General features: G+C 49.7%; 21 protein-coding genes. 19 read left to right on the plus strand and 2 right to left on the minus strand.

The features are described from left to right. The first annotated feature begins 168 nt into the window (after window positions 1-168). The 12 genes from CLFS41_RS04525 (at window position 169) to CLFS41_RS04580 (ending at window position 14171) form a co-directional block, all read left to right on the plus strand. A complete protein-coding gene (locus CLFS41_RS04525) occupies window positions 169-999 on the plus strand; it encodes an SDR family oxidoreductase (RefSeq protein WP_048929207.1) in 831 nt (276 codons plus the stop codon). A gap of 31 nt (window positions 1000-1030) precedes the next feature. Next, a complete protein-coding gene (locus tag CLFS41_RS04530; protein WP_045091595.1) occupies window positions 1031-2122 on the plus strand; it encodes an NAD(P)-dependent alcohol dehydrogenase in 1092 nt (363 codons plus the stop codon). 73 nt (window positions 2123-2195) lie between these two features. Next, window positions 2196-3098: a helix-turn-helix domain-containing protein gene (locus tag CLFS41_RS04535; RefSeq protein WP_045091596.1), complete on the plus strand. Its 903-nt coding sequence runs from the start codon at window positions 2196-2198 to the stop codon at window positions 3096-3098. A gap of 30 nt (window positions 3099-3128) precedes the next feature. Beyond that, window positions 3129-4004 (plus strand): LysR family transcriptional regulator, encoded by an 876-nt coding sequence (locus CLFS41_RS04540; protein WP_045091597.1) that lies wholly within the window; start codon window positions 3129-3131, stop codon window positions 4002-4004. 275 nt (window positions 4005-4279) lie between these two features. Next, window positions 4280-5983, plus strand: a complete 1704-nt coding sequence (locus CLFS41_RS04545) for a hypothetical protein (protein ID WP_045091598.1) — start codon at window positions 4280-4282, stop codon at window positions 5981-5983. Window positions 5984-5993: 10 nt separating this feature from the next. Continuing rightward, window positions 5994-7100 carry a TRAP transporter substrate-binding protein gene (locus CLFS41_RS04550; protein ID WP_045091599.1) on the plus strand — a complete coding sequence of 369 codons (1107 nt, stop codon included), beginning with the start codon at window positions 5994-5996 and terminating at the stop codon, window positions 7098-7100. Between the two features lie 91 nt (window positions 7101-7191). After that, entirely contained in the window at window positions 7192-7806 is a 615-nt protein-coding gene (locus CLFS41_RS04555; protein ID WP_045091600.1) for a TRAP transporter small permease, read from the plus strand. 2 nt (window positions 7807-7808) lie between these two features. After that, entirely contained in the window at window positions 7809-9107 is a 1299-nt protein-coding gene (locus tag CLFS41_RS04560) for a TRAP transporter large permease (protein ID WP_052665618.1), read from the plus strand. 20 nt (window positions 9108-9127) lie between these two features. Next, the gene (locus tag CLFS41_RS04565; protein ID WP_045091601.1) at window positions 9128-10189 is read left to right on the plus strand and encodes an alcohol dehydrogenase catalytic domain-containing protein; all 1062 of its coding nucleotides are present in this window, start codon (window positions 9128-9130) and stop codon (window positions 10187-10189) included. A gap of 32 nt (window positions 10190-10221) precedes the next feature. After that, window positions 10222-11655 carry an FAD-dependent oxidoreductase gene (locus tag CLFS41_RS04570; protein WP_045091602.1) on the plus strand — a complete coding sequence of 478 codons (1434 nt, stop codon included), beginning with the start codon at window positions 10222-10224 and terminating at the stop codon, window positions 11653-11655. A gap of 15 nt (window positions 11656-11670) precedes the next feature. Next, a complete protein-coding gene (locus CLFS41_RS04575) occupies window positions 11671-13131 on the plus strand; it encodes an FAD-dependent oxidoreductase (RefSeq protein ID WP_045091603.1) in 1461 nt (486 codons plus the stop codon). Between the two features lie 176 nt (window positions 13132-13307). After that, the gene (locus CLFS41_RS04580; RefSeq protein WP_045091604.1) at window positions 13308-14171 is read left to right on the plus strand and encodes a LysR family transcriptional regulator; all 864 of its coding nucleotides are present in this window, start codon (window positions 13308-13310) and stop codon (window positions 14169-14171) included. Window positions 14172-14229: 58 nt separating this feature from the next. Here CLFS41_RS04580 and CLFS41_RS04585 read toward each other — a convergent pair whose 3' ends face one another. Then, window positions 14230-15639 carry an MATE family efflux transporter gene (locus CLFS41_RS04585; protein WP_045091605.1) on the minus strand — a complete coding sequence of 470 codons (1410 nt, stop codon included), beginning with the start codon at window positions 15637-15639 and terminating at the stop codon, window positions 14230-14232. Window positions 15640-15762: 123 nt separating this feature from the next. After that, complete coding sequence (locus CLFS41_RS04590; RefSeq protein ID WP_227161904.1) at window positions 15763-16257, minus strand: hypothetical protein; 495 nt, start codon at window positions 16255-16257, stop codon at window positions 15763-15765. A 245-nt stretch (window positions 16258-16502) separates the two neighbouring features. Here CLFS41_RS04590 and CLFS41_RS04595 point away from each other — a divergent pair, with 245 nt between their 5' ends. The 7 genes from CLFS41_RS04595 to CLFS41_RS04625 all read left to right on the plus strand — a co-directional run bounded on the left by CLFS41_RS04595 (window position 16503) and on the right by CLFS41_RS04625 (window position 24015). Next, entirely contained in the window at window positions 16503-16718 is a 216-nt protein-coding gene (locus CLFS41_RS04595; protein WP_007862498.1) for a spore coat associated protein CotJA, read from the plus strand. Further along, window positions 16711-17013 (plus strand): spore coat protein CotJB, encoded by a 303-nt coding sequence (locus tag CLFS41_RS04600; protein ID WP_007862494.1) that lies wholly within the window; start codon window positions 16711-16713, stop codon window positions 17011-17013. The genes CLFS41_RS04595 and CLFS41_RS04600 overlap by 8 nt, the downstream gene beginning before the upstream one ends. Beyond that, window positions 17013-17627: a manganese catalase family protein gene (locus tag CLFS41_RS04605; protein WP_007862493.1), complete on the plus strand. Its 615-nt coding sequence runs from the start codon at window positions 17013-17015 to the stop codon at window positions 17625-17627. The genes CLFS41_RS04600 and CLFS41_RS04605 overlap by 1 nt, the downstream gene beginning before the upstream one ends. Before the next feature lie 340 nt (window positions 17628-17967). Then, the gene (locus CLFS41_RS04610; RefSeq protein ID WP_007862492.1) at window positions 17968-19410 is read left to right on the plus strand and encodes an aspartate ammonia-lyase; all 1443 of its coding nucleotides are present in this window, start codon (window positions 17968-17970) and stop codon (window positions 19408-19410) included. 75 nt (window positions 19411-19485) lie between these two features. Beyond that, window positions 19486-19743, plus strand: coding sequence for a hypothetical protein (locus tag CLFS41_RS04615; RefSeq protein ID WP_045091606.1), 258 nt, complete (start codon window positions 19486-19488; stop codon window positions 19741-19743). Continuing rightward, window positions 19721-20551 carry an AraC family transcriptional regulator gene (locus CLFS41_RS04620; protein WP_045091607.1) on the plus strand — a complete coding sequence of 277 codons (831 nt, stop codon included), beginning with the start codon at window positions 19721-19723 and terminating at the stop codon, window positions 20549-20551. Before CLFS41_RS04615 ends, CLFS41_RS04620 begins: the two co-directional genes overlap by 23 nt. A gap of 110 nt (window positions 20552-20661) precedes the next feature. After that, a complete protein-coding gene (locus CLFS41_RS04625) occupies window positions 20662-24015 on the plus strand; it encodes an EAL domain-containing protein (protein WP_045091608.1) in 3354 nt (1117 codons plus the stop codon). Window positions 24016-24164: the final 149 nt, after the last annotated feature.

The raw sequence follows: 24164 nt of genomic DNA on the forward strand, positions 1-24164 counted from the left end.
TAAAGTCAATCTGAATTTAATGTAGAACAATGACAGGAGGATTAGTAGTTCAAATAATGCCACAACTTTGACAAAGATGTCGCAAGATGAACTTTATGGTAAAAGTTAAGTGCGGATATAATGGGGTTAACTGAAAACAGAAGGAGATTTACAGGAGGAGGTTACTTAATGGATTATAATTCGTTGAAAATGGAACAGCTGGGGAGTGTCAGGGACATGTTTGGGCTAAAGGGGAAAAAGGCCCTTGTGACAGGGGCTGCAGGAGGGATTGGACGAAGCTGTGCCCATGCCTTTGCGGAATTGGGGGCGGATGTGGCGCTGATGGATATTTCATCCCGGCTGACGCAGCTTACAGGATATGCCGGGTACCTGGAAACTAAGTTTGGAATAAAAGCAGTTCCCCTCACCGGTGATGTGGCGGATGAGGAGTCGGTGGATACGTTCATGGAGGATGCTGTAAGGGAGTTTGGCACACTGGATATCCTGTTCAGCAATGCGGGTATTGCGGGCGGTGTTAACAGGGGTTCTGATATTTCCATGGAAGACTGGAATAAGATCATTGGGATCAATCTGACAGGAATGCTTCTCACCGGAAGATATGGAGCAAATGTTATGAAACGGGACGGGCATGGAGGAAGCATTATTTTTACTTCCTCCATGTCTGGAGCTATTATCAATAAAAAACCGGAGACAGGGGCCAGGTACGCCCCCGGATACCCGGCCACAAAAGCGGCAGTCAGGCATCTGGCCAAATCCATGGCAATGGATTATGTGGAATACGGAATACGGGTAAATTCCATCAGCCCGGGCATTATCCTGTCAGGGCTCCACGATGGGTGGGACCGCGCGATCATGGACGAGGCTGCCAGGATGATTCCCATGAGGCGTTTTGGAAGCTTAGATGAGATTATGGGGGTGGTGGCATTCCTGGCAGGCGGTCTGTCCTCCTATATGACAGGGACCGACATTACAGTGGATGGCGGGTACACCGTGTGGTAATGGAACAGGGAGAGGAAAAGGGGGAAAACATATGCAGATCAGGGTAGCGGTCACCAATGGATTGAATGAGGGATTTTCCATAGAGGAGGTAGAACTTCAGGAACCCGGGGAAGGGGAGATCCTGGTTGAGATCAGGGCGGCAGGAATCTGCCATACGGACAGCGGTGCTGTCAGGGGCAGGTATCCTCTTGGTTTTCCGGCAGTGCTGGGACATGAGGGTGCAGGTATTGTAATAAAAACAGGAAGGGGAGTCAGGAAGGTAAAGTCAGGTGATCATGTGGGGCTGACCTATGGCACCTGCGGGTCCTGTGAGGAATGCAGGCATTCCCGGCCCTATGGATGTACCCACATGGTAAAGATTAATTTTGGAGGTGGGATGCGGGACGGAACACACAGGCTGTCCAGGAACGGGAAGAAGATATCACATTTTTTCGCCCAGTCTTCCTTTGCCCAATATGCGGTTGTCCATGAAAGCAGCGCAGTACTGGTAGAGGACAGGGACATCCCCTTTTCCGTTATAGCGCCCATGGGATGCGGGGTGCAGACAGGAGCAGGGATCGTATTAAACCAGATGAAGCCGGGGTTTGGGGACAGCCTGGCTGTATTTGGCTGCGGTACGGTGGGAATGAGCGCAGTGATGGCGGCCAGGATCGCGGGATGCAGGATCATCATAGCTGTGGGAGGAAATGATGAAAGCCTGGGACTTGCAAGGGAACTGGGGGCAACCCACACAATAAACAGAAGGACAAACCCACGCATCATGGATAGGATCAAGAACATCACCGGGCAGGGCTGCGGCTTTGCCATTGATACCACAGGCGTGCCGGAATTTGCCAGGATGGCCCTTCTTTCCGCTGCGTACAGCGGAAGGACAGCCTTTGCAGCTAATTGTGAGATCAATGTAAACACAGGAAGGGATATGGCCAACAGGACCGTGTACGGCGTGTCGGAAGGAAACGGGATCCCGGACCTGTTTATACCTGAATTGCTCAGGTATTACAGGGAGGGGAGGTATCCTGTGGACCGATTGATCCGTACCTACCCCTTTGAGGAGATCAACAAAGCATTTACGGATTCCCTGAGCGGAAAAGTAATTAAGGCAGTGCTCCTTATGCCAGGATGAGACTTGCTTCTTGTTCCAGCTTTTGGTAAAATAAATGATATGTATGCTGGGATAAGGAAGAGGGTGGTGCGGGGTGGATTATCAGTTATTGCGGCGTATCAAAGGCTTTTCCGCCAGGGTTTCTCTGCTGGGGGTTGATCTGCATGTCAACAATATCTCTTATTACAACCAGACGGATGTCCATTTCTTTCATTCCCATGAATTCAGTGAGATCATATATGTGCTGTCCGGTGAGATTAAGGTAGGGATCGGTACGGAGATCGTCACAGTCAGGGAACATGAGATCCTGTATATGGGAGGCAATATCCGCCATAAGCTGAAGATCTATCCGGATATACCGGTGGAATGCCTGACAATGTCATTTGAGCTTACCTACGCCTTGCAGGACAGCCAGATCGCGCCCCAATGGATCAGGGAGGAGCAGGAGCTTGTTAAAACCCTTATGTCCAGCCGTCATGGGGTGACGGAAGACAAGGGAAGCTGTATCAGGATAATTGACGATATCTGTGAAGGGATTGGGGAAGGGACAGTGGGGGAGTACTCCAAACTGAAGAACCACCTGGGCAATCTTTTTATCTGTACCCTTCAGGCATTTGGAAATAACAGGAAGAGATTAGAGGAGGACGCTGCCAGGGAGGTTGATTTTGTCAATAAGGCTATTCAGATCAATGATTATATTGGCAAAAACTTTACAAGGGAGCTGACTCTCCAGTCAGTTGCGGACGAACTCAATTATTCCACCCGGCAGCTTCAGCGGATCATAAAGCTTTATTATAATATAAGCTTCAGGGAACTGCTGATCCAGTACCGGGTGGGGTATTCTAAGGTACTGCTGGGCCTTACGCCCCACAGCCTTGAGGTGGTGGCCGGAACATGCGGTTTCAGCAGCTTAAAAAGCTTTGAGAAGTATTTTAAATTAAGTGAGGGAATGACCCCATCAGCATTTAAGAAGATCTATGGTAAATGTAATAGTTGATATGGCAGCTGTTTTAAGAAGGAGAGAACATTGGATTTATCTTTATTTTACTATTTTACAGCCCTGTCAAAGTATATGAACTTTTCAACGGCGGCAGAGGAGCTCTACCTGTCCCAGTCATCCCTGTCAAAACGGATCAAGAGCCTGGAGACAAAACTTGATATGGAATTGTTTATAAGGCATCCCCGGACCATTGAGCTGACAGAAGCCGGAAAGGCGATTCTGCCGTATGCAGTCCATATTTCCAATGAATATGAGATGATGAAAGAGGCCCTGGCCGGGTACACGGATGGCCGGAGTCTGCTTCGCATTGCAGCCATCTCGTTTCTCTCCTATTATGGAATGATGAACGGCATTTCCCTGTACATTAAGGATAACCCCGGTGTGAATGTAAACATTAAAGAGATCAATTCCCAGCATGGGATGGAGCTTTTGGACACGGACCGGGTGGATGCATGTATGATGTTCAGCAAGCTGGTATCCACGGATAAGTATAATAAGTATCCCCTTGTAAAGGATGAGATGGTGGCTGTGATGAATGAAAACCATCCCCTTGCCATGAGGGATACCGTGACCCTGGAACAGCTGGGGAACCAGGAGCTGGTCCTGATCTCGGAGCGGGATGAACCCTTTTTTAAAAACTTTATCCTGGAAGAGTTCCAGAAACGGGATATAACACCTAAGATCAGGGCATACGGGGTGTGGATCAGTGCCATTTGGACCATTGTGAAGCAGAGCAGCAGTATATCCGTGCTTCCAAAAAAGGTGACGGAACGGATCGCAGGGACCGGGATCGTGTATAGACGGATCCATGAACTGCCGGAATTTCACTTTTCCCTGATCACAAAATACGATTACAATAAAAAGGTGATCGTGGATTTTATACGGTATATCAAGAATCATTAAAGCAAAGACAATTCAATTTAGGATCAACTGTCAGGAAGCCGGACTTTGGAAACAAAGTCTGGTTTCTTTGCGTTAATGATAAAATGCACAAATAATACAGATATATCTATTCCAAAATGGCAAAAAATACATCTTAAAGCGGAATTGCTTATTGAATATAGTTAGAATATAATAAAAATATCGAAATATCTATAGTTAAATGATGAAAATTATACAATCGGCCGATTGCGAATGGAAAATGTAGGTACAGTTTTAAAAGAGAGGAGATCAAAAAAATGAAATTGGATGCATTGCTTGACCCCAGAGGACATCAGGAACGAGAAGTGATTGAGCTGGCCAGGAGGGTTACCCTGGATGAACTGAGAAATGGGAAGATCCTGTTTTACAATAACACCAAACTGGGATTCTGTAATTATTATACGGTGTTTGACCGGATTAAAGAGCACTTTACAGAGTTGGGCATTACCAATTTTGTGGAGTACACGGAAACCGTCAGGGGCAAGGATGCAAAAAAGCTGTATGAGTATGCATCGGTCCTGGCCAAAGAAAAGCCCACGGCTGCCATTGTGGCATTCGGGGATATGGGTACCTCTTCCTCCACCACAGTGGTGACCATTGCCCTTGAGAAGCTGGGAATCCCCACCGTATACATGACGGCGCCTCCAGGAACCGCCATAACCGAGGGCGTGGGAGTATACAGGGCAGGCCATCTCTGCCTGTGTTCAGTGGACATCTATCAGGCCAGCACAGTGGAGGAAGTGGCGGCCCAGGTGGATTTGAAATGGGAGTACATTATCAGTTCCCTCACATCCAACGGGGACCAGTTGGAAAAACTGGCCCATATTGATTTTAAGATGGACAAGGTGGCTCCGGCAGAAAATGGCCTCCTGCCTCTGGAGCTTGACGCAGATGAGGAGCGGTCTCACGAACCCGGAGCATATATGGAGGAGGTAAACGCATATTTTAACGAAATGCATATCAGTGACGGGCTTCCCATTATTCCTCCCACCAGAAGACGCTACGAGGCAATGATGGAGTATTGTCCTTATGCAGAGGACACGGTGCTGTGCGATGCCAGCGGTCCCAGCGGGCGGACCGTAATGGTCAGGGATGTGGCAGTGGCGGCGGTAATGGCCGGGTGTGTTCCCAAATCCATGCCGGTGCTGATCGCAGCATTTAAGGCCCTTAACAGTCCTTTATATAACCTGAACCAGTCAGTCACCACCTCCCATCCGGGAGGGAATCTGGTGCTTGTGTCCGGTCCCATTGCCCAGGAGATCGGAATATCGGGCAAACAGGGATGCCAGGGACCTGGCTGGCCCATGAACGCAACCATCGGCAGGGCGGTCAATCTGGTAATGATGAATGTGTTCCGCTCAGTTCCCGGGGTGTGTGATCTGGACTGTATTGCTTCCCAGGCCGAATTTACTTACTGCTTTGCGGAAGAGCCGGATGTGGCGCAGTGGAACATGATCAATGAGGACCACTACGATAAGGATACCACCACGGTTTATGTGCTGAAGGCAGAGCCCATCCATGACATCATTGATTTTCTCAGCCTGGATGGATATGATCTTCTGGATACCATCACTGCCTGCTGCACCACCCTTGGTTCCAACAATGCATATATGCCCGGCCCCATGATCGTCTGCCTTACACCGGACCATGCAATGATGCTTAAAAAGGCCGGATTTACAAAGGAAATGATTCAGGAGCACATCCATACATATGCCTATCATGAGACACCCATGGTGAAGAACAGGGGATTGGTACCGGTAAGGCCTGCAAGCTTTAAGAATAAACATCCCATGCCTGTAACCAGATCACCAAAGGATGTGGAGGTAGTTACCATCGGAGGAAGGGGAGGCCATTCCGGCGTCATCCTGCCATGGGCGCTGCACAGCGAGGGATGCATCGAGCCCATTGCGCTTCCGGACGGAACCATTGCAAGAAGCATAGAGGAGTTCAAACAATCATAAGGAGGTACTCATGTATAAAAAAAACAGGTCTTTATTGCTGGCTATGATCATGTTAGTATCATCTTCCCTGCTGTACGGCTGCGGAGGGAACAAAGAGACAGAGGCGCCTGCAAAAGCTCCAAAAGCAGAGAGCGCCGTGGAAACAGATGCAAAAACCGATGAAACCGGAAGCAGCGGTGTGGATTACGGTTCCCTGGAACTGACCATGGGATCCACGGGAGCCGCGGATGATATCTCCACCCAGGCAATGACCTATATGAAGGAATACATTGAGGAAAAGTCCGGCGGGGCCATTGTTGTGAATACATTCCCGTCCTCCCAGCTGGGGGCGGCAGTGGATCAGCTGGAAATGACAGGACAGGGGTCCATTGACCTGTTCCTGGAAGCCAATTTCATGACCAATAACGGGGTAACTGAGGCAAAGGTGGGGAGTCTTACCTTCACCTGTACGTCAAAAGAGGATTACAGGAAAATAAATGAAAGTGAACTCTGCGAGGGATGGAAGGACAAGTTCTGTGAGCTGAACAATATTAAAGTCATTGCAAACAACTGGTACAGGAATGGCACGGCCCTGGTATCCAACCGGGAGATCCACACAGTGGAGGACATGAAAGGCTTAAAGGTCAGGGTTCCCCAGGTGGACATCACCATGGAATCATTTTCAGAGGTGGGCATGAATCCAACGCCCATTGCTTATAACGAGTCGTTGCTGGCGCTCCAGCAGGGAATCGTGGAGGCGATCTGGTGTACGGAGGACGCTGCCTACACCATGGGATTTTACGAGGTGGCCCAGTATCTCATAGAGCTTAATTCCTATTTTGATTCCATGTATGTGTACATGAATAATGACCTGTACAACAGTATTACGGATGTGCAGAGAGATCTGATCGTGGAAGCGGCCCTGGAAGCAGGAAAATACTATTCAGAGCTGGCCGATGAGGCCCTTGTGACCAATGTGGCAAAGATGAAGGAATCCGGCATAGAAGTGATTTCACTTCCTCCCGAAGAGGTGGCAAAACTGCAGGCGCCCATGGAGGCAATGGCTGATAAGTATGAGGCAGCTGGTGAATGGCCGGTGGGGACGTATGACGAAATATTAGAAATCTTAGGAAAATAAAAGGCAATCTCTTCGATAAGGGCCTTCCATATGAGAGGCATCCGTATGGAAGGCCCCTGTTCTACCCTGAATACGTAGAAAGGAGGATTTAATGAAATCACTCACAAAGGCTTTGAACCGGTTTATACTGGTCAGTTATGATGTGATCAAAAATATTGCAGGAGCAGTTATGGTTGCCATTATCATGATTGTGTCTGTAGGTATTGTTTCAAGATACATATTCTCCCATGCTATTTCATGGATTGAGGAGATATGCTGCCTGCTTCTTGTATGGCTTTGCTATTTGAGCGCCTCCCTGACCACTGTGACCAAAGAGCATGTGGTAGCAGATTTTTTATCCGGCTCCCTGCCCGCCAATATGCAGAAGGTTTTAAGAAGTATGATCCGTATTGGAGAAATTATCTTTTTTGGGGTTGTGACCTACAGCGTGATCCGACTGCTGCCAAAGCTCACCAATGTCAGCGCAGCGTTAAAGCTGCCCAGATACTGGTATTATCTTCCCGTATTGATGTTTGGTGCGTATATGGCCCTGGCCATCGTGGTGGATATGGTCAATGATTTTGTGCCCGGGTATGATTATTTTGGTCAGCGAAAGGAAGAAAAGGAAAAGGCGCGTATGGAGCAGGAAAGGAAGGAAAACCTGGAAATGCTAAAGCGGGTTGATGCGTTTATGGGAATCGGAAATGAGGAAGGGAAGGGGGAGTAGATATGAGTACAAGTATGATTGTAGTGATCATCAGTTTTCTGGTGCTGATGCTGTTGGGGTTTCCTGTGCTGTATGCACTGGGAATTCCAGGACTGATATGGCTGGCCATGAATGAAAAGATGCCGGTTACCATATTGTCCCAGAACATGATGGCCTATCTGAATTCATTTACCCTTCTGTGCCTTCCCGGGTTCATGCTGGTAGGGCGTTTGATGAACACCTGCGGTGTTACGGACCGTCTGTTTAATCTTTCCCTTGCCCTGGTAGGGCGTTTCAGGGGAGGGATGGCATATGCAAACTGTGTGGCATCGGCCATGTTTGCATCCATGTCAGGTTCCGCTATTGCAGATGCAGGCGGACTGGGCCTGGTAGAAATGAAGATGATGAAACAGGCCGGTTACGATCCCGCCTTTTCAGCCGGTGTGACAGCCGCATCATCCATTATAGGGCCGATCATACCGCCCAGCGCGGCCATGGTACTTTTGGGGGCCATTTCCCAGATTTCGGTAGCCAGCATGTTTTTTGGAGGAGTGATCCCGGGCGTGCTGTTGTGCAGCGCTTTGTGCTTTCAGGTATTTCTGATCGCTCATTTTACCAAAAAGGGAAAGGCAATGCCGTGTTCACCGATCCCTGCAAGGCAGGCTCTCATGACCATACCCCAGGCATTTCCCGCCCTTCTCACATTTATCATTATATTGGGAAGCATTCTCACAGGAATCTGTACCACCACGGAAGCGGCTGTGATCGCTGTGTGGTATTCCATCTTTTTGGGGATCTGCTATAAAAAAGTTACCATCAGGAACCTGTGGGAGACATGCAAGGATACTGCGGAGGCATGCGGGCCGCTGTTTATTATTATGACATCAGCAAGCATGTTTTCCTGGATTATAACCAGGGAGGGACTGCCCCAGATGATAGCTTCAGCCATGCAGCGAATTGCGGAAAATTCCAGTGTGATCGTAGTTATCTTTATATGCGTTATCATTTTCCTTCTTATAGGATGTTTTATGGATACAACCGCAGCTGTACTGCTGCTGGCTCCGATCATCATGCCGGTGGTAAAGAGTATGGGCATCGATCCGGTTTACTTTGGGGTTTTGATGATACTAAGCCTGATGGTGGGAATCATAACACCGCCTTTTGGTATATGCCTGTTTGTTGTTTCGGGGGTTGCCAAGCTGCCTGTGAAGGCAGTCACGAAAGAGGCGGTCAGATATATTCCGGGTATGCTGGCGGTTATTGCCCTGATTATGTTTTTTCCTCAAATTGTGGAAATATTGCCTAACCTGCTTTTTAAATAGTGAAAGTGAGAGGAATCCAGATGAAAACATTATGTGCCATTAAACAGGGAAGCCTGAAAGATAAGAACCAACATACCAGGGGGAAGCTGGAGGTGTGCGAATTTCCTGACAGGGATGTGGGACCGGAGGATGTAAAGGTCAAGGTTGCTTACTGCGCGATCTGCGGTTCAGACCCCCATATTGTGGAGGGGATATTCGGCCCCATAACAGGCCCCAGGGGACTGGGGCATGAGGTATCGGGCGTGGTCGTGGAACTTGGCTCCCGGGCTGGAAAGAGCGGACTTAAGGTAGGGGACAGGATTGGAGGAAATCCATCCGCCTTTTGCGGAACCTGTTACTACTGCCAGAACGGACAGCAGCAGTTTTGCCCTAATATTAAGCGTTACAAAAGTCCCGGGATGTCCGAGTATGTAGTATGGCACGAGTCCATGGTACATAAGCTTCCGCCGGAGGTGGGGCTGAAAAAGGGATGCCTTTTAGAGCCTGTTTCCATTGCGGTGAGAATGGTTGACAAGGCATGTATAAAAATAGGCCAGAGAGTGGCCGTGTGTGGGGGAGGTCCCATTGGACAGCTGGTACTGCAGTGCGTGAAGCGTTTCGGGGCAACTTCCCTTACCATGATAGAACCTGTGCTGGAAAGGCGCGGGGCGGCTGCCAGGTACGGAGCGGAATTCACCATAGATCCGTCATCTGAGGATGTGGTGGGCCGGTCAATGGAGATCACCCGGGGACTGGGGTTTGATGTGGTGATCGACTGCTCCGGTTCTGCCAGAGCAGTAGGTTTGCTGCCCCAGATCGCGGCAAAGGGAGGCTTAGTAGAGTACGGCTCCATGTATCCCGATGATTTTGAGATGCCGGTCAACCTTTACCGGACATTTTTTGAAAAAGAATTGACCTTTACCGGATGTTTTCTTTCTCCATACAGTTTTCCAAGAGCCGTGCAGATGCTGAAGGAACTGGACCTGGATGAATTTATCCGGGAGGTGTACCCGCTGAGCCGTGGGCCTGAGGCTTTTGATGAGCACGCAGGAGGGAAGCGCCTTAAGATATTGATACAGTGTAATGAAGATCTGCAGGATTGATGAGAGGAAAATGAGAGAGGAGGAATAGAGAAGTGTTAGGACTATATGGTAATTATGATGTTGTTGTGTGCGGAGGAGGGACCTCCGGTGTGACGGCTGCGGTTGCTTCAGCAAGAACCGGGGCAAAGACCCTCTTGATCGAGAGGGTGGGGCAGTTAGGCGGACAGATGAATTTTTCCGGCCCTCCGGGATTCTCCTTTGCCCACTTGTTTAACGGAAGACAGGAACAGATCATTGCTGGATTTGCGGAGGAAACCCACAAACGGCTGCTGGATGAGGGACATGCATTACCCCATATGCTGGTTGAGCACAGAAGCCATTACACATTTTCCTATGTGGATCCCGACTGGTGGGGGCTTTTGGTATACAAGATCTGTAGGGAAGAGGGCGTGGAACTAATGCTCCATTCGCTGGTGACAGAGGTGATCCGGGAAGGGGATGTGGTAAAGGGCGTGATATGTGAACATCCGGGCGGCAGATCGGCGGTGCTGGCCAAAGTAGTCATAGACTGTACCGGAGAGGGTGAGGTGTGTTATCAGGCAGGAGCGGAATGCGAGACCGCACCCATACAGGTCCTGGAGCCATCCACGGTCGCATTTACAGCTGACGGCGTGGACTGGGACAAAGTAGTAACATATATCCATGAGCACATCGATGACTTTATCTTTAATCAGATCTACAATCCTTACAGCAAATGGACAGATGAAAAAATAAGACAGAGGGTCATGGAAATTGACGATATTCTGGAGATCGGCGAGGTGATGGGATACCTGGGATTCAAAAAGAGGGCCACATGGACTGGCGAGTGGCACAATAAATCAGGGGTAGGCTTTTTCCTTATGCCTAAGGAAGGCCGGATACTGGCCCATTTCCAGCATTCATCCCAGGAGGATCTGTGCGATTGCTCCCAGGTAAGAGGGATCACCCAGGTAGAAGTGGAGTGCCGCAGGCAGAATATGATGGCATGGCGGTTCTTTAAGAAGTACGTGCCCGGGTTTGAGAACGCATACATTACCAGAACATGTCCGGAAGCCAGGATCAGGGAGACAAGGCGTGTGATGGGGGATTATGTGCTGAAGTTTGAAGATATCAGGGATGCCAGAAAGTTTGATGACGTGATCGGAAAGAGCGCCTTCCCCACAGGGGCAAAACACGCAGTGAACGGCCGGGCCCTTGCCCTGGAGCACATGGCTGTTCCCAAGGATATGGGATCCAATGATATTCCTTACAGGGTACTGGTGGTAAAAGGATTGGAAAATATCCTTGTGGCAGGCAAGGCCGTGTCAGCGGACCGGGCATCCCATCAAAGATTCCTGCAGCAGACCATTGTCACAGGTCAGGCGGCCGGTGTGGCGGCGGCACTCTGTGCCCGGGACGGGATCACCCCAAGGCAGCTGGAGGAGAATGTAAGCGAACTTCAGGAGATCTTGATCTCACAGGGCGCTATATTATACGGAACACATTAATCAGGAGGTGGAGAGATGTTAGGATATTACGGCGAATATGATGTGATTGTATGCGGAGGCGGGACCTCCGGGGTATCAGCAGCCATTGCGGCGGCCAGGGCCGGTGCAAAGACCCTTATCATAGAGCGTGTGGGCCAATTGGGTGGCCAGATGAATTATTCCGGACCGCCAGGATTTTCTTTTGCCTGGTTATATAATGCAAGGCATGAACAGATCGTGGGCGGAATATCCAAGGAGATTTACGACATGATGCTGGAGGACGGACATGCCATGGCGGAGCACCATCAGAAGTGGAGAGCCGCTTACCAGTTTAACTACATAGATCCGGATTGGTTTGGCATGTACATCTATCAGCTTCTCACCGAGGCCGGATGTGAGTTCATGCTCCACTCCCTGGTTACAGAGGTTGTACGGGAAGGTGACGAGGTCAAGGGGGTCATCTGTGAACACCCGGGCGGCAGGTCCATGGTGCTTGGAAAGGTGATCATTGACTGTACGGGAGAGGGAGAGGTCTGCCATATGGCCGGCGCCCAGACAGACATTCTGCCAAAAGACCTCCTGGAACCGGCCACGGTTGCATTTACCTGCGATGGGGTGGACTGGGACCGGTTCATGGAATATTTCATGAACCATCTGGAGGAGTTTGATTTTAACCATATTTATGATCCCTATATTAATATGAACGAGGATGAGATCCGGGACGAGATCCGGAAAAATGTAAAGACCATCGAAGATGTGGGCGAGATCATGGGCTTTGTATGCCTGCATGAAAAAGCAATGAAGGTGGGGGAGTGGCATAATTACAGCGGTGTGGGATTCTTTATCATGCCAAGGGAAGGCGGACGCATCCAGGCCCATTTCCAGCACTCCTCCCAGGTGGGGCATGTGGACTGTACCGATGTAAGGGATCTTACAAGGGTGGAGATCGAGGCAAGGGAACAGAATGAAATCGCATATAAATTTTTCCGAAAGTACGTTCCGGGCTTTGAGTCCATGTACATCACCAGAGTATGCCCTGAGGCCAGGATCAGGGAGACCAGAAGGGTGGTCGGGGACTATATCCTGACCGCAGAGGATGTGGCTGAGGCCAGGAAGTTTGAGGATGTAATCGGAAAGAGCTCCTTCCCCACCGGGCCCAAGCATGTGCTTCCCACGGATGAGAACACCACTAACGGAACACTGACCGTTGCGTCCGTGGCAAGGCATCCAAAGGATGGCGGTTCCAATGATATCCCCTACAGGACGCTGGTGGTCAAGGGACTGGAGAACATTCTGGTAGCAGGAAAGGCCATTTCCACGGACAGACCTTCCCATAACCGTTTCCTGCAGCAGACCATGGTGACCGGACAGGCCGCAGGCTGCGCTGCTGCCATCTGTGCCGGGAAGGGGATCACCCCCAGACAGCTGGAGGAATCCGTTAACGAGCTTCAGGACCTGCTGTTAAAACAGGGAGCGATCCTATACGGTACACATTAAACATGTTTGAGCAGTAAAACTGCTCTCAGGTAAATGGCAAAGTTAATGGTAAAGTATATGGCAATAAGCTGACATTCTTAAATAAGGAATGCCGGCTTATTGTTTTACATGTTGGTATCAGCTGTGATATACTCAACAGATGGGAATAGCATTGGTTTGATATTAAGGGGTTAATTATGACAGTAACGCAGATGAGATGTTTTTTGACAATATGTGAGACAAAGAGGTATTCAGAGGCAGCGGATAAATTGGGAATGATGCAGTCCACCTTGTTTAAGCAGATAAAAGCCATGGAGGATGAGCTGTTCATCAAGATATTTGATAAGGATAAAAAAGGGGTAAAGCTGACCGGAGCCGGGGAGGTATTATACCCTTATATTGTTTTTATGTATGGCGAGTATGAGAAAATGATCGGCCGGCTTCAGGAATATTCCATCAGTGAAAATGCAAGCCTTCAGCTGGGAAGCCTGTATTTTACAAAACAGTATGACATCCTTCAGATCATAAAGGAATTCGGCACCATACAGCCCAATATAAAGATCAGCATGGATGAGTACCGGTCCAATGAACTGGAAGAAATGATCCGTACCGGAAAACTGGATGCGGGTTTTACTTATAAAGAACTGGTGGAATGGGAGTATAGGAAGATCCTGCCCATACGGGAGGATTATCTGGTAGCAGTGATGAATAAGAACCATCACCTTGCCCTGCGCGACAGCATACAGCTTTCTGAACTTAAGGCAGAACAGTTTGTGCTTATGAAAGGGGATGAAAGGCTGTATAAACAGCTTCTCAAATTCTGTATCGATGAGGGGTTTGTCCCTAAGGAATATAATATGGATATCCGCCTGGAGACTATGAAGGAATTGATCTCCACCAGCGGATGCGTGACAATCCTTATGAGGACCATGGCAGAGGATCTGATCGAGGATAAGAATCTCGTGATGGTCATGATCGAAGGCAGCAAGAAACTGACACTGTCATTTGTCATGGAAAATGATACCAAGGCATGTGAGGCATTTGCCAACTATATCAGCTGACCATAGGGTAAAGCCCCCATAAAAGCCCAAGGGACGCGCCCATGCACGTCCCTTGAATTTACTCAGGAAGATGTTTCATATGCCTCAGTTCCCGCACCACAAATGTAACCGCTAATACAGCGGCCATCAGATCCGCCACAGGGGCAGAGAACATGACGCCCTCGATCCCGAAGATCATGGGAAGGGTGACGATCAGGGGCAGAAGGAAGATGATCTGTCTGGTCAGGGAGATGAAGATGCCTTTGGCCGCCTTGCCGATGGATGTAAAAAAGTTGGCTGTAATGGGCTGAAGCCCGTTTATAAATGTAAAAAACAGGAAGATACGGAAGTACTCCTCTCCAAAGTAAAAGTATTCCTCGCTTCCCGAACCAAATATGCTTATGATCTGGCGGGGGATCAGCTGGAAGCACAAAAATGCAAATACGGATATGGCTGTGGCGATGCAGACTGCCTTTAGGTAAGCTTCACGCACACGGCTGTATTTTTTTGCCCCGTAGTTAAAGCTGACAATCGGCTGAAGACCCTGGGACAGACCGATGACCAGGGAAAAGAAGATCATGTTTACTTTGGTAATAATGCCTGCACAGGCCAGGGGGATCTCGCTGCCATAATGGGACTGTGCTCCGTAATGGCGCAGGACATTGTTCATCACGATTTGTACCACCATCATGGCCATCTGGTTAAAGAAGGGGGCCATGCCCAAGGCGGCAATGGCTTTTAAATGGGACGGTATGGGCTTAAGGGAGTGCAGGGACAGGTGCACTGTCTTAAACCGGGTCAGGTAACCGATCACCATGAGACCGGATACAAACTGGCCTATGATGGTTGCCAAAGCGGCTCCGGCCATTCCCATGTTGAATCCAAATATAAACAGGGGATCCAGTATGGTGTTGATCACAGCGCCGGTCAGGGTACACATCATAGAGTACCTGGGGCTTCCGTCCGCCCGGATGAGATTGGAGCCGCCTGTGGACAGGATCAGGAAGGGAAAACCAAGGGATGTGATCCCTGTATAGGTAAGGGAATAGTCCAGCACGTCCGGTGTGGCTCCGAACAGGACCATCATGGGGCTCAGGAACAATCGGACGGCCAGACACAGGATGATACCGATGGCAAAAAGCATGAAGACCGCGTTGCCAGCATACCGCTCAGCCTCCTCCCGGTCCCCCCGCCCCATGGACAGGTTAAAATTGGCGGAGCCGCCGATCCCGCACATCAGTGATACGGCCGTGCAGGTGATGGTAAGGGGAAATGCCACATTGGTGGCTGCATTGCCCAGCATGCCCACACTGCGGCCAATAAAAAACTGGTCCACTATGTTGTAAAGCGCGCTGACCAGCATGGCTATGATGCTTGGAATGGCAAAGCGGGCTAAAAGCGGGTTAATGGGAGTGGAAGCAAGGGGATTCTCCCGGAGCGGCTGGCCGGAATCCCCCCGGAGCGGTTGGCGCGTTGATTCAGAAGCCATTTTGTTACCTCATCTTTCGTGGAAATGAAACAAAGGACTCCCTGTCAGATATCAGGTGACAGGGAGTCACTCGTATAGATAGAAGTATACTACGATTCATGAGAAGGCGTCAAGATGTTATGTTCACCCAATACCGCCAAACACGATTACCAGAATGAACACAAGCAGGGTCAATCCGCAGAACACATACCTGGCCATAAAGCAAAACCATTTCCCCGGTTCCCGCCTGCGCCCCTTCCTTACCTCACTCTGCACAAAATCCCATCCATATACCCAGAAGAACATAATGCCTGCAAGACCGGCGCCCAGGGGGCAGATATAGATGGATACAAAATCCATCCGGTCAGCCACGATCCCCCGGATACAGATGCCAATGAGAAAAGCCAGGGCCACTATAAGGGATACGGAGATCCGGCGGCTTAAGCCAAACTGCTGTTCCATGGCGGCGATGGGCGCCTCAAACAGGTTGATCATGGAAGAGATCCCGGCAAAAAGCACGGCCACAAAAAATACTATGATCAGGATATTGCTTCCCGGCATGGCCTGGAACAGATTGGGCAGGAAAATGAAAATAAGCCCCGGTCCGCCCTGATTGGCCAGCCCCAAAAGACATTTCACCGATCACCCCGGAAAGCCCGATTACAATAACAAAAAGAAAATATGGAAAAAGAAAGGTTCCTCCTCCAGATAACGCACTGTCTGTCAATGATTTGCCAATATTTTTTATGTTATAAAATCGTAATTTTTTATCCATGTAAAAAATTCTGGGATATCTTACAGAAATTTGGCAAGGTAAAAACCCGCGGTCCAGAGATAATAATAAGGACACGTGTTGTTACGTTCATTATGAAAGGAGTGTTATTATGAATTTATGCGATTGCAGCAAACCTGCACCTGCATCCTGCGGATGCGGGGATAAGCTTCCCGCGCCGGGACCAGGGCTTCAGCTGGGTATAGCTACGGTTCCCATGCAGCCATGGGAGACACCATATGAACCAGCCAAGGCCCTGAAACAGGGAACCATATTCCCAGGCCTGGATCTTCCATTTTTTATAACAGGAGGTGGGACAAATGCCTGACCGCTGCCAGCTTCTCAAACAGATCAATGAAGTAAGTTTTGTGGTAAATGACCTGAACCTGTATCTGGATACCCATCCTCTGGATCCGGAAGCCCTGGACGCATTCAGCCAGGCCATGGCTCAGAGGAGGCAGCTTCTGGATACCTTTGCCAAGGAGTACGAGCCTCTGACATTAAACTGTGTGTGCCCTGAAACAAATAACAAAACGGAAAGCAAGACAAAATACCCAGGCCAGAAACATTTTACCTGGTCCGATGGACCACTTCCCTGGGATAATCAAGGAGGTGCCGTATAATGTGGACTTATGAAAAAAGACTTCAATTTCCTGTTAACATCACTCAGACCTGTCCCAAAACCGCTTCTTTGATCATCAGCCAGTTTGGCGGACCTGACGGAGAACTTGCAGCTTCCATGCGTTATCTTTCCCAGCGATATACCATGCCATGCAAGGAAGTGGGAGGACTTCTCACCGATATCGGAACAGAGGAGCTGGCCCACCTTGAGATGATATGCGCCATCATCTATCAGCTGACCAAGAACCTGACCGCAGAGCAGGCCAAGACAGCGGGATTTGACGCTTACTATATAGACCATACAACTGCCCTTTGGCCCACTGCAGCGGCAGGGGTACCTTTTAATGCCTGCGAATTCCAGTCCAAGGGTGATGCCATCACGGACCTCCATGAAGATTTGGCGGCTGAGCAGAAGGCCAGGACCACTTATGACAACCTGATCCGTGTGATCGAAAATCCGGAAGTACGTGAACCCCTTAAGTTTTTAAGGGCACGTGAGGTGGTCCATTTCCAGCGGTTTGGGGAGGCCCTGGAAAAGATAAAATCCAAACTGGATGAGAAGAACTTCTATTATTTTAATGCGGAGTTTGATAAACAGTTTGTAAAAGAGCAGTAGATTTCCTAAAGTCCAATGATAGGGTATTGATAGGGCATTGACAGGACATCAATAGGGCATCGGGGCAGGTATCGGGGTCTGGCATTATGATCATTGTCTGCCCTATGCTGCCCTGTCCTGATAACCCTGATACCTGTACATATTGAAGATACTTAATTTAATTAGGAGAAATGAATAAAAATATTGTTAAAATAAGGTTTTAACTTAATATAGTTAATAAAACAAATAATTCTCCAAAGTATTTCCTTTTGATGCAGAAAGTGATATGCTCCAATTATATAAATTGCCGGACCGGGGGTTCGGACGCCGGCACACAAGATAACAGGAGGAAGGTAAAGTTATGGCTACCAGGGAGGAATCGGATTCCATAGGATTGATGGAGGTGCCTCAGAAAGCATATTACGGGGTCCAGTCATTGCGGGCAAAGAATAATTTCCACATTACAGGAAGGCCGCTTCATTCGGAGTTTATTAAGAATCTGGCAAGGATCAAGAAGGCGGCTGCATTTACCAATATGACAGCCCATGTGCTGGATGAGCGCACGGGCAATGCCATTGTCCAGGCATGTGACGAGATCATAGGAGGTAAACTCCACCCGCAGTTTATCGTGGATGCCATACAGGGCGGGGCAGGTACATCCGCCAATATGAATGCCAACGAGGTGATCGCCAACCGTGCGATCGAGATCCTTGGCGGCGAGAAAGGAGATTACTCCATCGTGCATCCCAATGACCATGTGAATATGGCGCAATCCACCAATGATGTGATACCCTGTGCGGGCAAGCTCACCATCCTTGGCCTGCTGCCCGGCCTGACCGATGAACTGGATCGGCTTCAGAAAGCCCTTCACCAGAAATCCATTGAATTTGATGATGTGGTAAAGATGGGCAGGACCCAGCTTCAGGACGCGGTGCCCATCCGCCTGGGCCAGTCCTTTGAGGCGTATGCGGCTGTGATCGGAAGGGATATCAGGCGCATACGGGAGCAGATGGACGAACTGAAGTATTTAAACATTGGCGCAACCGCGGTGGGAACAGCCATCAATGTGAATCCCGTGTACCTGTTCCATATCATCCGCAACATCAACCTGGTGTGCGGTACGGACTGCGTCCAGGCGGACGACCTGTTTGACGCGACCCAGAACCTGGACTGTTTTGTACATACCTCATCTGTTCTGCGCATATGCGCGGTGAACCTGTCCAAGATATGTAATGACCTCAGGCTGTTATCCAGCGGTCCAAGGGCGGGACTTGGGGAGATCAACCTGCCGCCCAAGCAGAACGGTTCTTCCATCATGCCCGGTAAGATCAATCCTGTTATCCCTGAGGTGGTTTCCCAGGTGGCGTTTAATGTAATTGGAAATGATGTTACGGTTACCATGGCGGCAGAGGCCGGACAGATGGAGCTGAATGCATTTGAGCCCGTGATTTTCTATAAGATATTTGAATCCATTGATACCATGAAGGGCGCGGTGGAGACACTGATCGATAACTGTATTCTTGGGATCACTGCCAACAGGGAACACTGCCGTAAGCTGGTGGAGTCCAGCGCAGCCCTTGCAACAGCGCTGTGCCCTGCGCTGGGGTATAAAAAATCAGCGGAAATAGCCAAGCGCTCCATGGAAACGGGGATTCCCGTAAGGAGACTGGTGCTGGAAGAGGGGCTGATGACAGAGGCCCAGCTGGACCAATGTCTGAACCTGAAGGACATGACCCAGCCGGGACATCAGGTGGAGTACCACAAAATGGGCGGGGCGCCCATTCAAAATCATAAAGAATCATAGAAAACAAAACAGAACGGCCAGGCACTGGGGATGCCTGGCCGTTCTTATATTGTATTGTGTATAAAGGGGGATAAAATGTGTGAAAGGGGGAGGGCCCTTTCGGTTTTTGCAACAATTTATTTGCTGTATTTCTCTTGCTTACAGGTGATATTATATGATATTTATATTGCAAAAACCATTGCCATAAGCCAAAGAAATATTGCAAATCGCGCAAAAGCTGATACAATGGAAATATGGATGCCGGAAACACAGGCAGAAACACAGATAGAAACACAGTCAGAAACACAGTCAGAAGCACAGGGAGGCCGAATTGTACCAGGAGGAAAGTTTTAAGACAAGCAAGGTGATCTATGCCCATACCCGCAGCAACGAGGCGGATATGGAGTATAAGATGCACTGCCACGGCAGCTATGAGATCTATTATATGATAACGGGAAATGTGGAATACATGGTGGAGGGAAGAACCTATATACCCAGGCCGGGAAGCCTTGTCATAATACCTCCGGGCTGTTTTCACGGGCTGAGGATACTGGATTGTGAGGAGTACCACCGCATACGCCTGCATTTTATGGAGGATCTTCTGGGGGACAGGGAGCGCGGGCTTTTATTAAAGCCGTTTTCCTCAGAATGGCGCTGTTATGAGGAGCAGTTTCAGATGGAGTGGTATTTTCATGCGCTGGAGGAGTGCGGGACCTATGGAAAAGAATTACAGGACATTGCAATCAGCGCACGGGTCCTGTCTGTTTTAACCAGGATTTTTGCAATATACCAGGAAGGGTCGGGAACGGCTGCGGGCCAGGAAGGGCAGGCCAGGGAGATCATACGTTATATCAATGAGCACCTGAGCGGGCCGCTGACCCTGGAAGGGCTGGCCGGAACATTTTTTATGAGTAAAAACCATCTGACGGCCGTGTTTAAGAGGGCCACAGGGACTACGGTGGCCAAATACATCCAATATAAGCGGATGGCGATGGTGCAGGGCTGGCTGGCGGCCGGGGTCCCGGCAGCTGAAGCGGCAGCCAAAGCGGGATTTGGGGATTATTCCAGCTTTTTTAGGGCTTATAAGAAGATGTTCGGATGCGCGCCATCGGACAGAGGCAAGGCTGTGCTGCCTGACATGGATAAAAGCGGGATGTTCTGACCGGGAAATTAAGAAAAAAGTTTGTGGTAACCCCAGGAAGTGATGATATAATAAAAAGCAGGAATACAGTATGGATACAAGGACAATCAATACGATTTGAGGAAAAGTGTATGAGCGACAGAGACTTCAGCAAAAGCTTTGTATTTCACAATATGGAGTGGGTGGATGATATCCTGCATATGTCGGACCTGGGACTGTGGAACATGGTAACGGACCCGGATATGCGGGACGTAAAATTTTATATTGACCAAACCATGGCAAGGCTGCTGGGGTTAAAGGAAAACCTATCCCCGGAAGCCTGTTTTGAGTTCTGGTACAAACGGATCAACAGGGGGAACCATTCCTATGTGAATGAGGCTATGGACCGGATTGCCCACTCCGGCAAGCTTTGTGAAGTCCAGTACACCTGGAACCACCCTGAATGGGGGGATATCCCGGTACGGTGCGGGGGCAGGACCAGACAGCTTCAGGATGGACGGCTTCTGATCACAGGATATCACCAGAATATGACCAACCTGGACCAGATGAAGAGGTGGTCCCTGAATGTGAGCTGGGAAGAGGTATTTGAATATAACATGACCAGCGGCACGGCATTGACATATACAGACCATAAGATTACATATGGAACAGAAAAACAGATCCAGGATTTTCCCCAGTCCTGGGTGGATACACAGATCGTGCATCCGCAGTTTGGCAAGACATTTTTGCAGGCATTCCATGTCCTGCGAAATGGGGGGGATCATGCCCGCTGTGAGGTAAAGATCAAGAACCGGAAAGGGGAATACAGCTGGTTTGCGGTGGAAATGGAGGTCCTGGCCTACGAGGAGGGAAAACCTGAGATTGTTCTGGGGCGGTTTGAGGATATAACCAGACGTAAGGAACTGGAGAACGCCTATATCAGGCAGGCCAGGGTCAATCAGCTGATCCTTGAAGATGCTTTGGCATACGGCGAGGTGGATCTGACGGATGACAGGGTGAAGCGGCTTCACGGAATCTGGAAGTGCTTATCCGGCTGCGGGGAAGAGTGCCGCTACACCCTCCTGACGGAGCAGTTGACGAAGAAGGCTGTAAAGCCTGAGGAAAGGGAAGCTTTGCAAAGGGCCTTTTGCAGGGAGACGCTGGTGGAAGGGTTTGAAACCGGCAGGGACCGGATTTCCCTGCCTTATATGCGCATGTCTGATGGCGGCAGGATGGGGCTTGTCCGAATGGAAGGGTATTTGTACCTGAGCCCGGATAATGGGCATGTGGGCGGCCTGTTCTGCCTGTGGGATATGGATGGGGCGGGGAGTGAAGCAGCGGGGGAACCTGGGGACGCCGGGGAGAAAAGGGCGGAATCGTCCGGTGAATTTGAGCGTCTGCTGTCGTCTGAGGGAGATCCTGCCTGCCTCATTGATCCGGATACGTATGAGCTTCTTGCGGCAAACCAGGCATACTACACCATGGTCGGCAGGAACGGGGAGGAGTGCAGGAACCGCAAATGTTATGAACTGTTCTGTGGCAGCAGCAGCCCCTGCGCGTTCTGCAACGGCTTTAACTGGGCTTGGGATCACTTTTCCCTTTGGGAGAATCCGGATTCGGTGCGCGGTGTAAAGCGGCTGGTGAAGACACGCTTGGCGGAATGGAAAGGAAAGCCTGCCGTCCTGTCCATTGGGATGGAGCGGTCAGATAAGGCGGATGGCTATTTCCGGGGAATGAGTGACGGAAGCGGCGGTTCAGGGGCGGATGTGGCCAATACGGTGATCAGCTGTATTTACGCCATGGTGGAAGCCAAAACCATGGAAGAATCCCTGCGCCGCCTTATGGATGTGCTGGCGGACCACTATGAAGCAGTCCATATCCAGATATTCCTTCAAAAGGACAATGGCTTTGGCTATGAGTGTGCCTGCAGGAGAGATGAACCTGATCTGCCGCCGGCCAGCCGGGATCTGGAATGCCATCTGGAAGGATGGCTGGACCAGCACCATCAGGGCGGGGTCAGAAGCATAGAAGAGTCCCATGATATCCTGCCGGAATCCTTTGAACTTTATCAGGACATGGAGAGGGAGCAGATCAACAATATGACGGTATTCCCCGTTGTGAGCAAAAAGGGTGAGCTGGGATACATCGTGATGATGGGGTGCAGAAGCCGGCATTCCCTGGAACTGATCAATATGCTGATCTATTTTATTGCCCAGGAGATCAGCCGGAGGCAGGATGCCAGGCAGCTGGAGCACAGCATTTACTATGATTCCCTGACCGGACTTCTTAACAGGAGCAGCTATGACGGGTACCGAAGGACGTATAAGGCGGATGAGGTGGTTTCCATAGGCGTCATCATGGTGGATATCAATGACCTTAAATCCGTCAACGACACCATGGGGACCGAGGCGGGAGATGAACTGATACGGCTGACGGCCCAAATCATTGAGAAGAGATTCAAAGATTGTATCGTATTCCGGCTGAACAGCAATGAGTTTGATATTATCATGGAAAATGTATCCAGGGCCGAGTTTGAGCACAGGTTCGGGGGTCTGATAGGTGAGCTGAATGCAAGGCCGAATTTGTCTATATCCGCGGGAAGGGTGTGGGATGACAGGCAGAAGAATCTGGACTGGGCGGTTAAACAGGCAGGGGAACTGATGCGTATTGACAAGCAGCGGTATTATGAGACAAAGCCTGATCTTTCAGGAAATGGGCGGTTGGAGCTGATCAAGAAGCTGCTGCACAGCATTGACCGAGGAGAGTTTAAGGTAGTTCTTCAGCCGAAACTCTACCTTAAGACCGGCACCTGTGCAGGGGCGGAGGCCCTGGTGCGTTACTTCCACCCGGACAGGGGCATGATCATGCCATCCAGGTTTATCCAGATCCTTGAACGGCAGAATCTGATCAGCTACGTGGACCTGTTTGTGTTTGAGGAATGTTGCCGTCTGTTGGAAAACTGGAAATCTTTGGGGTACAGGGAACAGATCCTCTCCTTTAATTTTTCGCGCATGACCCTTCTCAATGCGGATATTGTATCAAGTGTAAGCTCCATTGCAAAAAAATATGATGTGGAACCGGGAATGCTGGAAGTGGAAGTGACGGAGAGCATCGGGGAGCTTGGGCGCGATATGGTTTACAGGGCCCTGGCGGAGTTAAAGAAAAGAGGATACCGTATTTCCCTGGATGATTTCGGCACTAAATACAGCAATATGGATATCCTGTCGGATGTGGAATTTGATGTCCTGAAGCTGGATAAAAGCCTGGTGGACAAGATCGACAGGGACCGGGTGAGCGGACAGATCGTAAAGCATATCATCTCCATGTGTCATGACATGAAGATACAGACCATTGCAGAGGGCATAGAGGAGGAACTGCAGGCAGCATACCTGAAGAAGTGCAGGTGTATGATCGGTCAGGGATACCTGTATGGGAAACCCATGTCGGTGGAGGAATATGAGAGACAGTTTTTAAGCAAAGGATCTGTGGATCACACAAGCGTGTAAAAGGAAATGAAAAACCGGAAACCTGGAGAAATTCAGGGGGCCGGTTTTTGCATATAGGAAAGACCGGTCCCATCCCATGTCTTCTTGTTATACCTGTTCGTTATGGCCCTTTGCCACACTTGATTGTAATCGATAACATGACCGATGCA

The sequence above is a fragment of the Clostridium sp. FS41 genome (genome assembly GCF_000954015.1).
Lineage (GTDB): Bacteria > Bacillota > Clostridia > Lachnospirales > Lachnospiraceae > Enterocloster > Enterocloster citroniae.

Excerpts from the sequence above, each read along its gene's own strand:
- CLFS41_RS04525 (WP_048929207.1), top strand. The coding sequence starts at position 169 with ATGGATTATAATTCGTTGAAAATGGAACAGCTGGGGAGTGTCAGGGAC.
- CLFS41_RS04530 (WP_045091595.1), top strand. The coding sequence starts at position 1,031 with ATGCAGATCAGGGTAGCGGTCACCAATGGATTGAATGAGGGATTTTCC.
- CLFS41_RS04545 (WP_045091598.1), top strand. The coding sequence starts at position 4,280 with ATGAAATTGGATGCATTGCTTGACCCCAGAGGACATCAGGAACGAGAA.
- CLFS41_RS04550 (WP_045091599.1), top strand. The coding sequence starts at position 5,994 with ATGTATAAAAAAAACAGGTCTTTATTGCTGGCTATGATCATGTTAGTA.
- CLFS41_RS04555 (WP_045091600.1), top strand. The coding sequence starts at position 7,192 with ATGAAATCACTCACAAAGGCTTTGAACCGGTTTATACTGGTCAGTTAT.
- CLFS41_RS04560 (WP_052665618.1), top strand. The coding sequence starts at position 7,809 with ATGAGTACAAGTATGATTGTAGTGATCATCAGTTTTCTGGTGCTGATG.
- CLFS41_RS04565 (WP_045091601.1), top strand. The coding sequence starts at position 9,128 with ATGAAAACATTATGTGCCATTAAACAGGGAAGCCTGAAAGATAAGAAC.
- CLFS41_RS04575 (WP_045091603.1), top strand. The coding sequence starts at position 11,671 with ATGTTAGGATATTACGGCGAATATGATGTGATTGTATGCGGAGGCGGG.
- CLFS41_RS04580 (WP_045091604.1), top strand. The coding sequence starts at position 13,308 with ATGACAGTAACGCAGATGAGATGTTTTTTGACAATATGTGAGACAAAG.
- CLFS41_RS04585 (WP_045091605.1), bottom strand. The coding sequence starts at position 15,639 with ATGGCTTCTGAATCAACGCGCCAACCGCTCCGGGGGGATTCCGGCCAG.
- CLFS41_RS04595 (WP_007862498.1), top strand. The coding sequence starts at position 16,503 with ATGAATTTATGCGATTGCAGCAAACCTGCACCTGCATCCTGCGGATGC.
- CLFS41_RS04600 (WP_007862494.1), top strand. The coding sequence starts at position 16,711 with ATGCCTGACCGCTGCCAGCTTCTCAAACAGATCAATGAAGTAAGTTTT.
- CLFS41_RS04605 (WP_007862493.1), top strand. The coding sequence starts at position 17,013 with ATGTGGACTTATGAAAAAAGACTTCAATTTCCTGTTAACATCACTCAG.
- CLFS41_RS04610 (WP_007862492.1), top strand. The coding sequence starts at position 17,968 with ATGGCTACCAGGGAGGAATCGGATTCCATAGGATTGATGGAGGTGCCT.
- CLFS41_RS04615 (WP_045091606.1), top strand. The coding sequence starts at position 19,486 with ATGTGTGAAAGGGGGAGGGCCCTTTCGGTTTTTGCAACAATTTATTTG.
- CLFS41_RS04625 (WP_045091608.1), top strand. The coding sequence starts at position 20,662 with ATGAGCGACAGAGACTTCAGCAAAAGCTTTGTATTTCACAATATGGAG.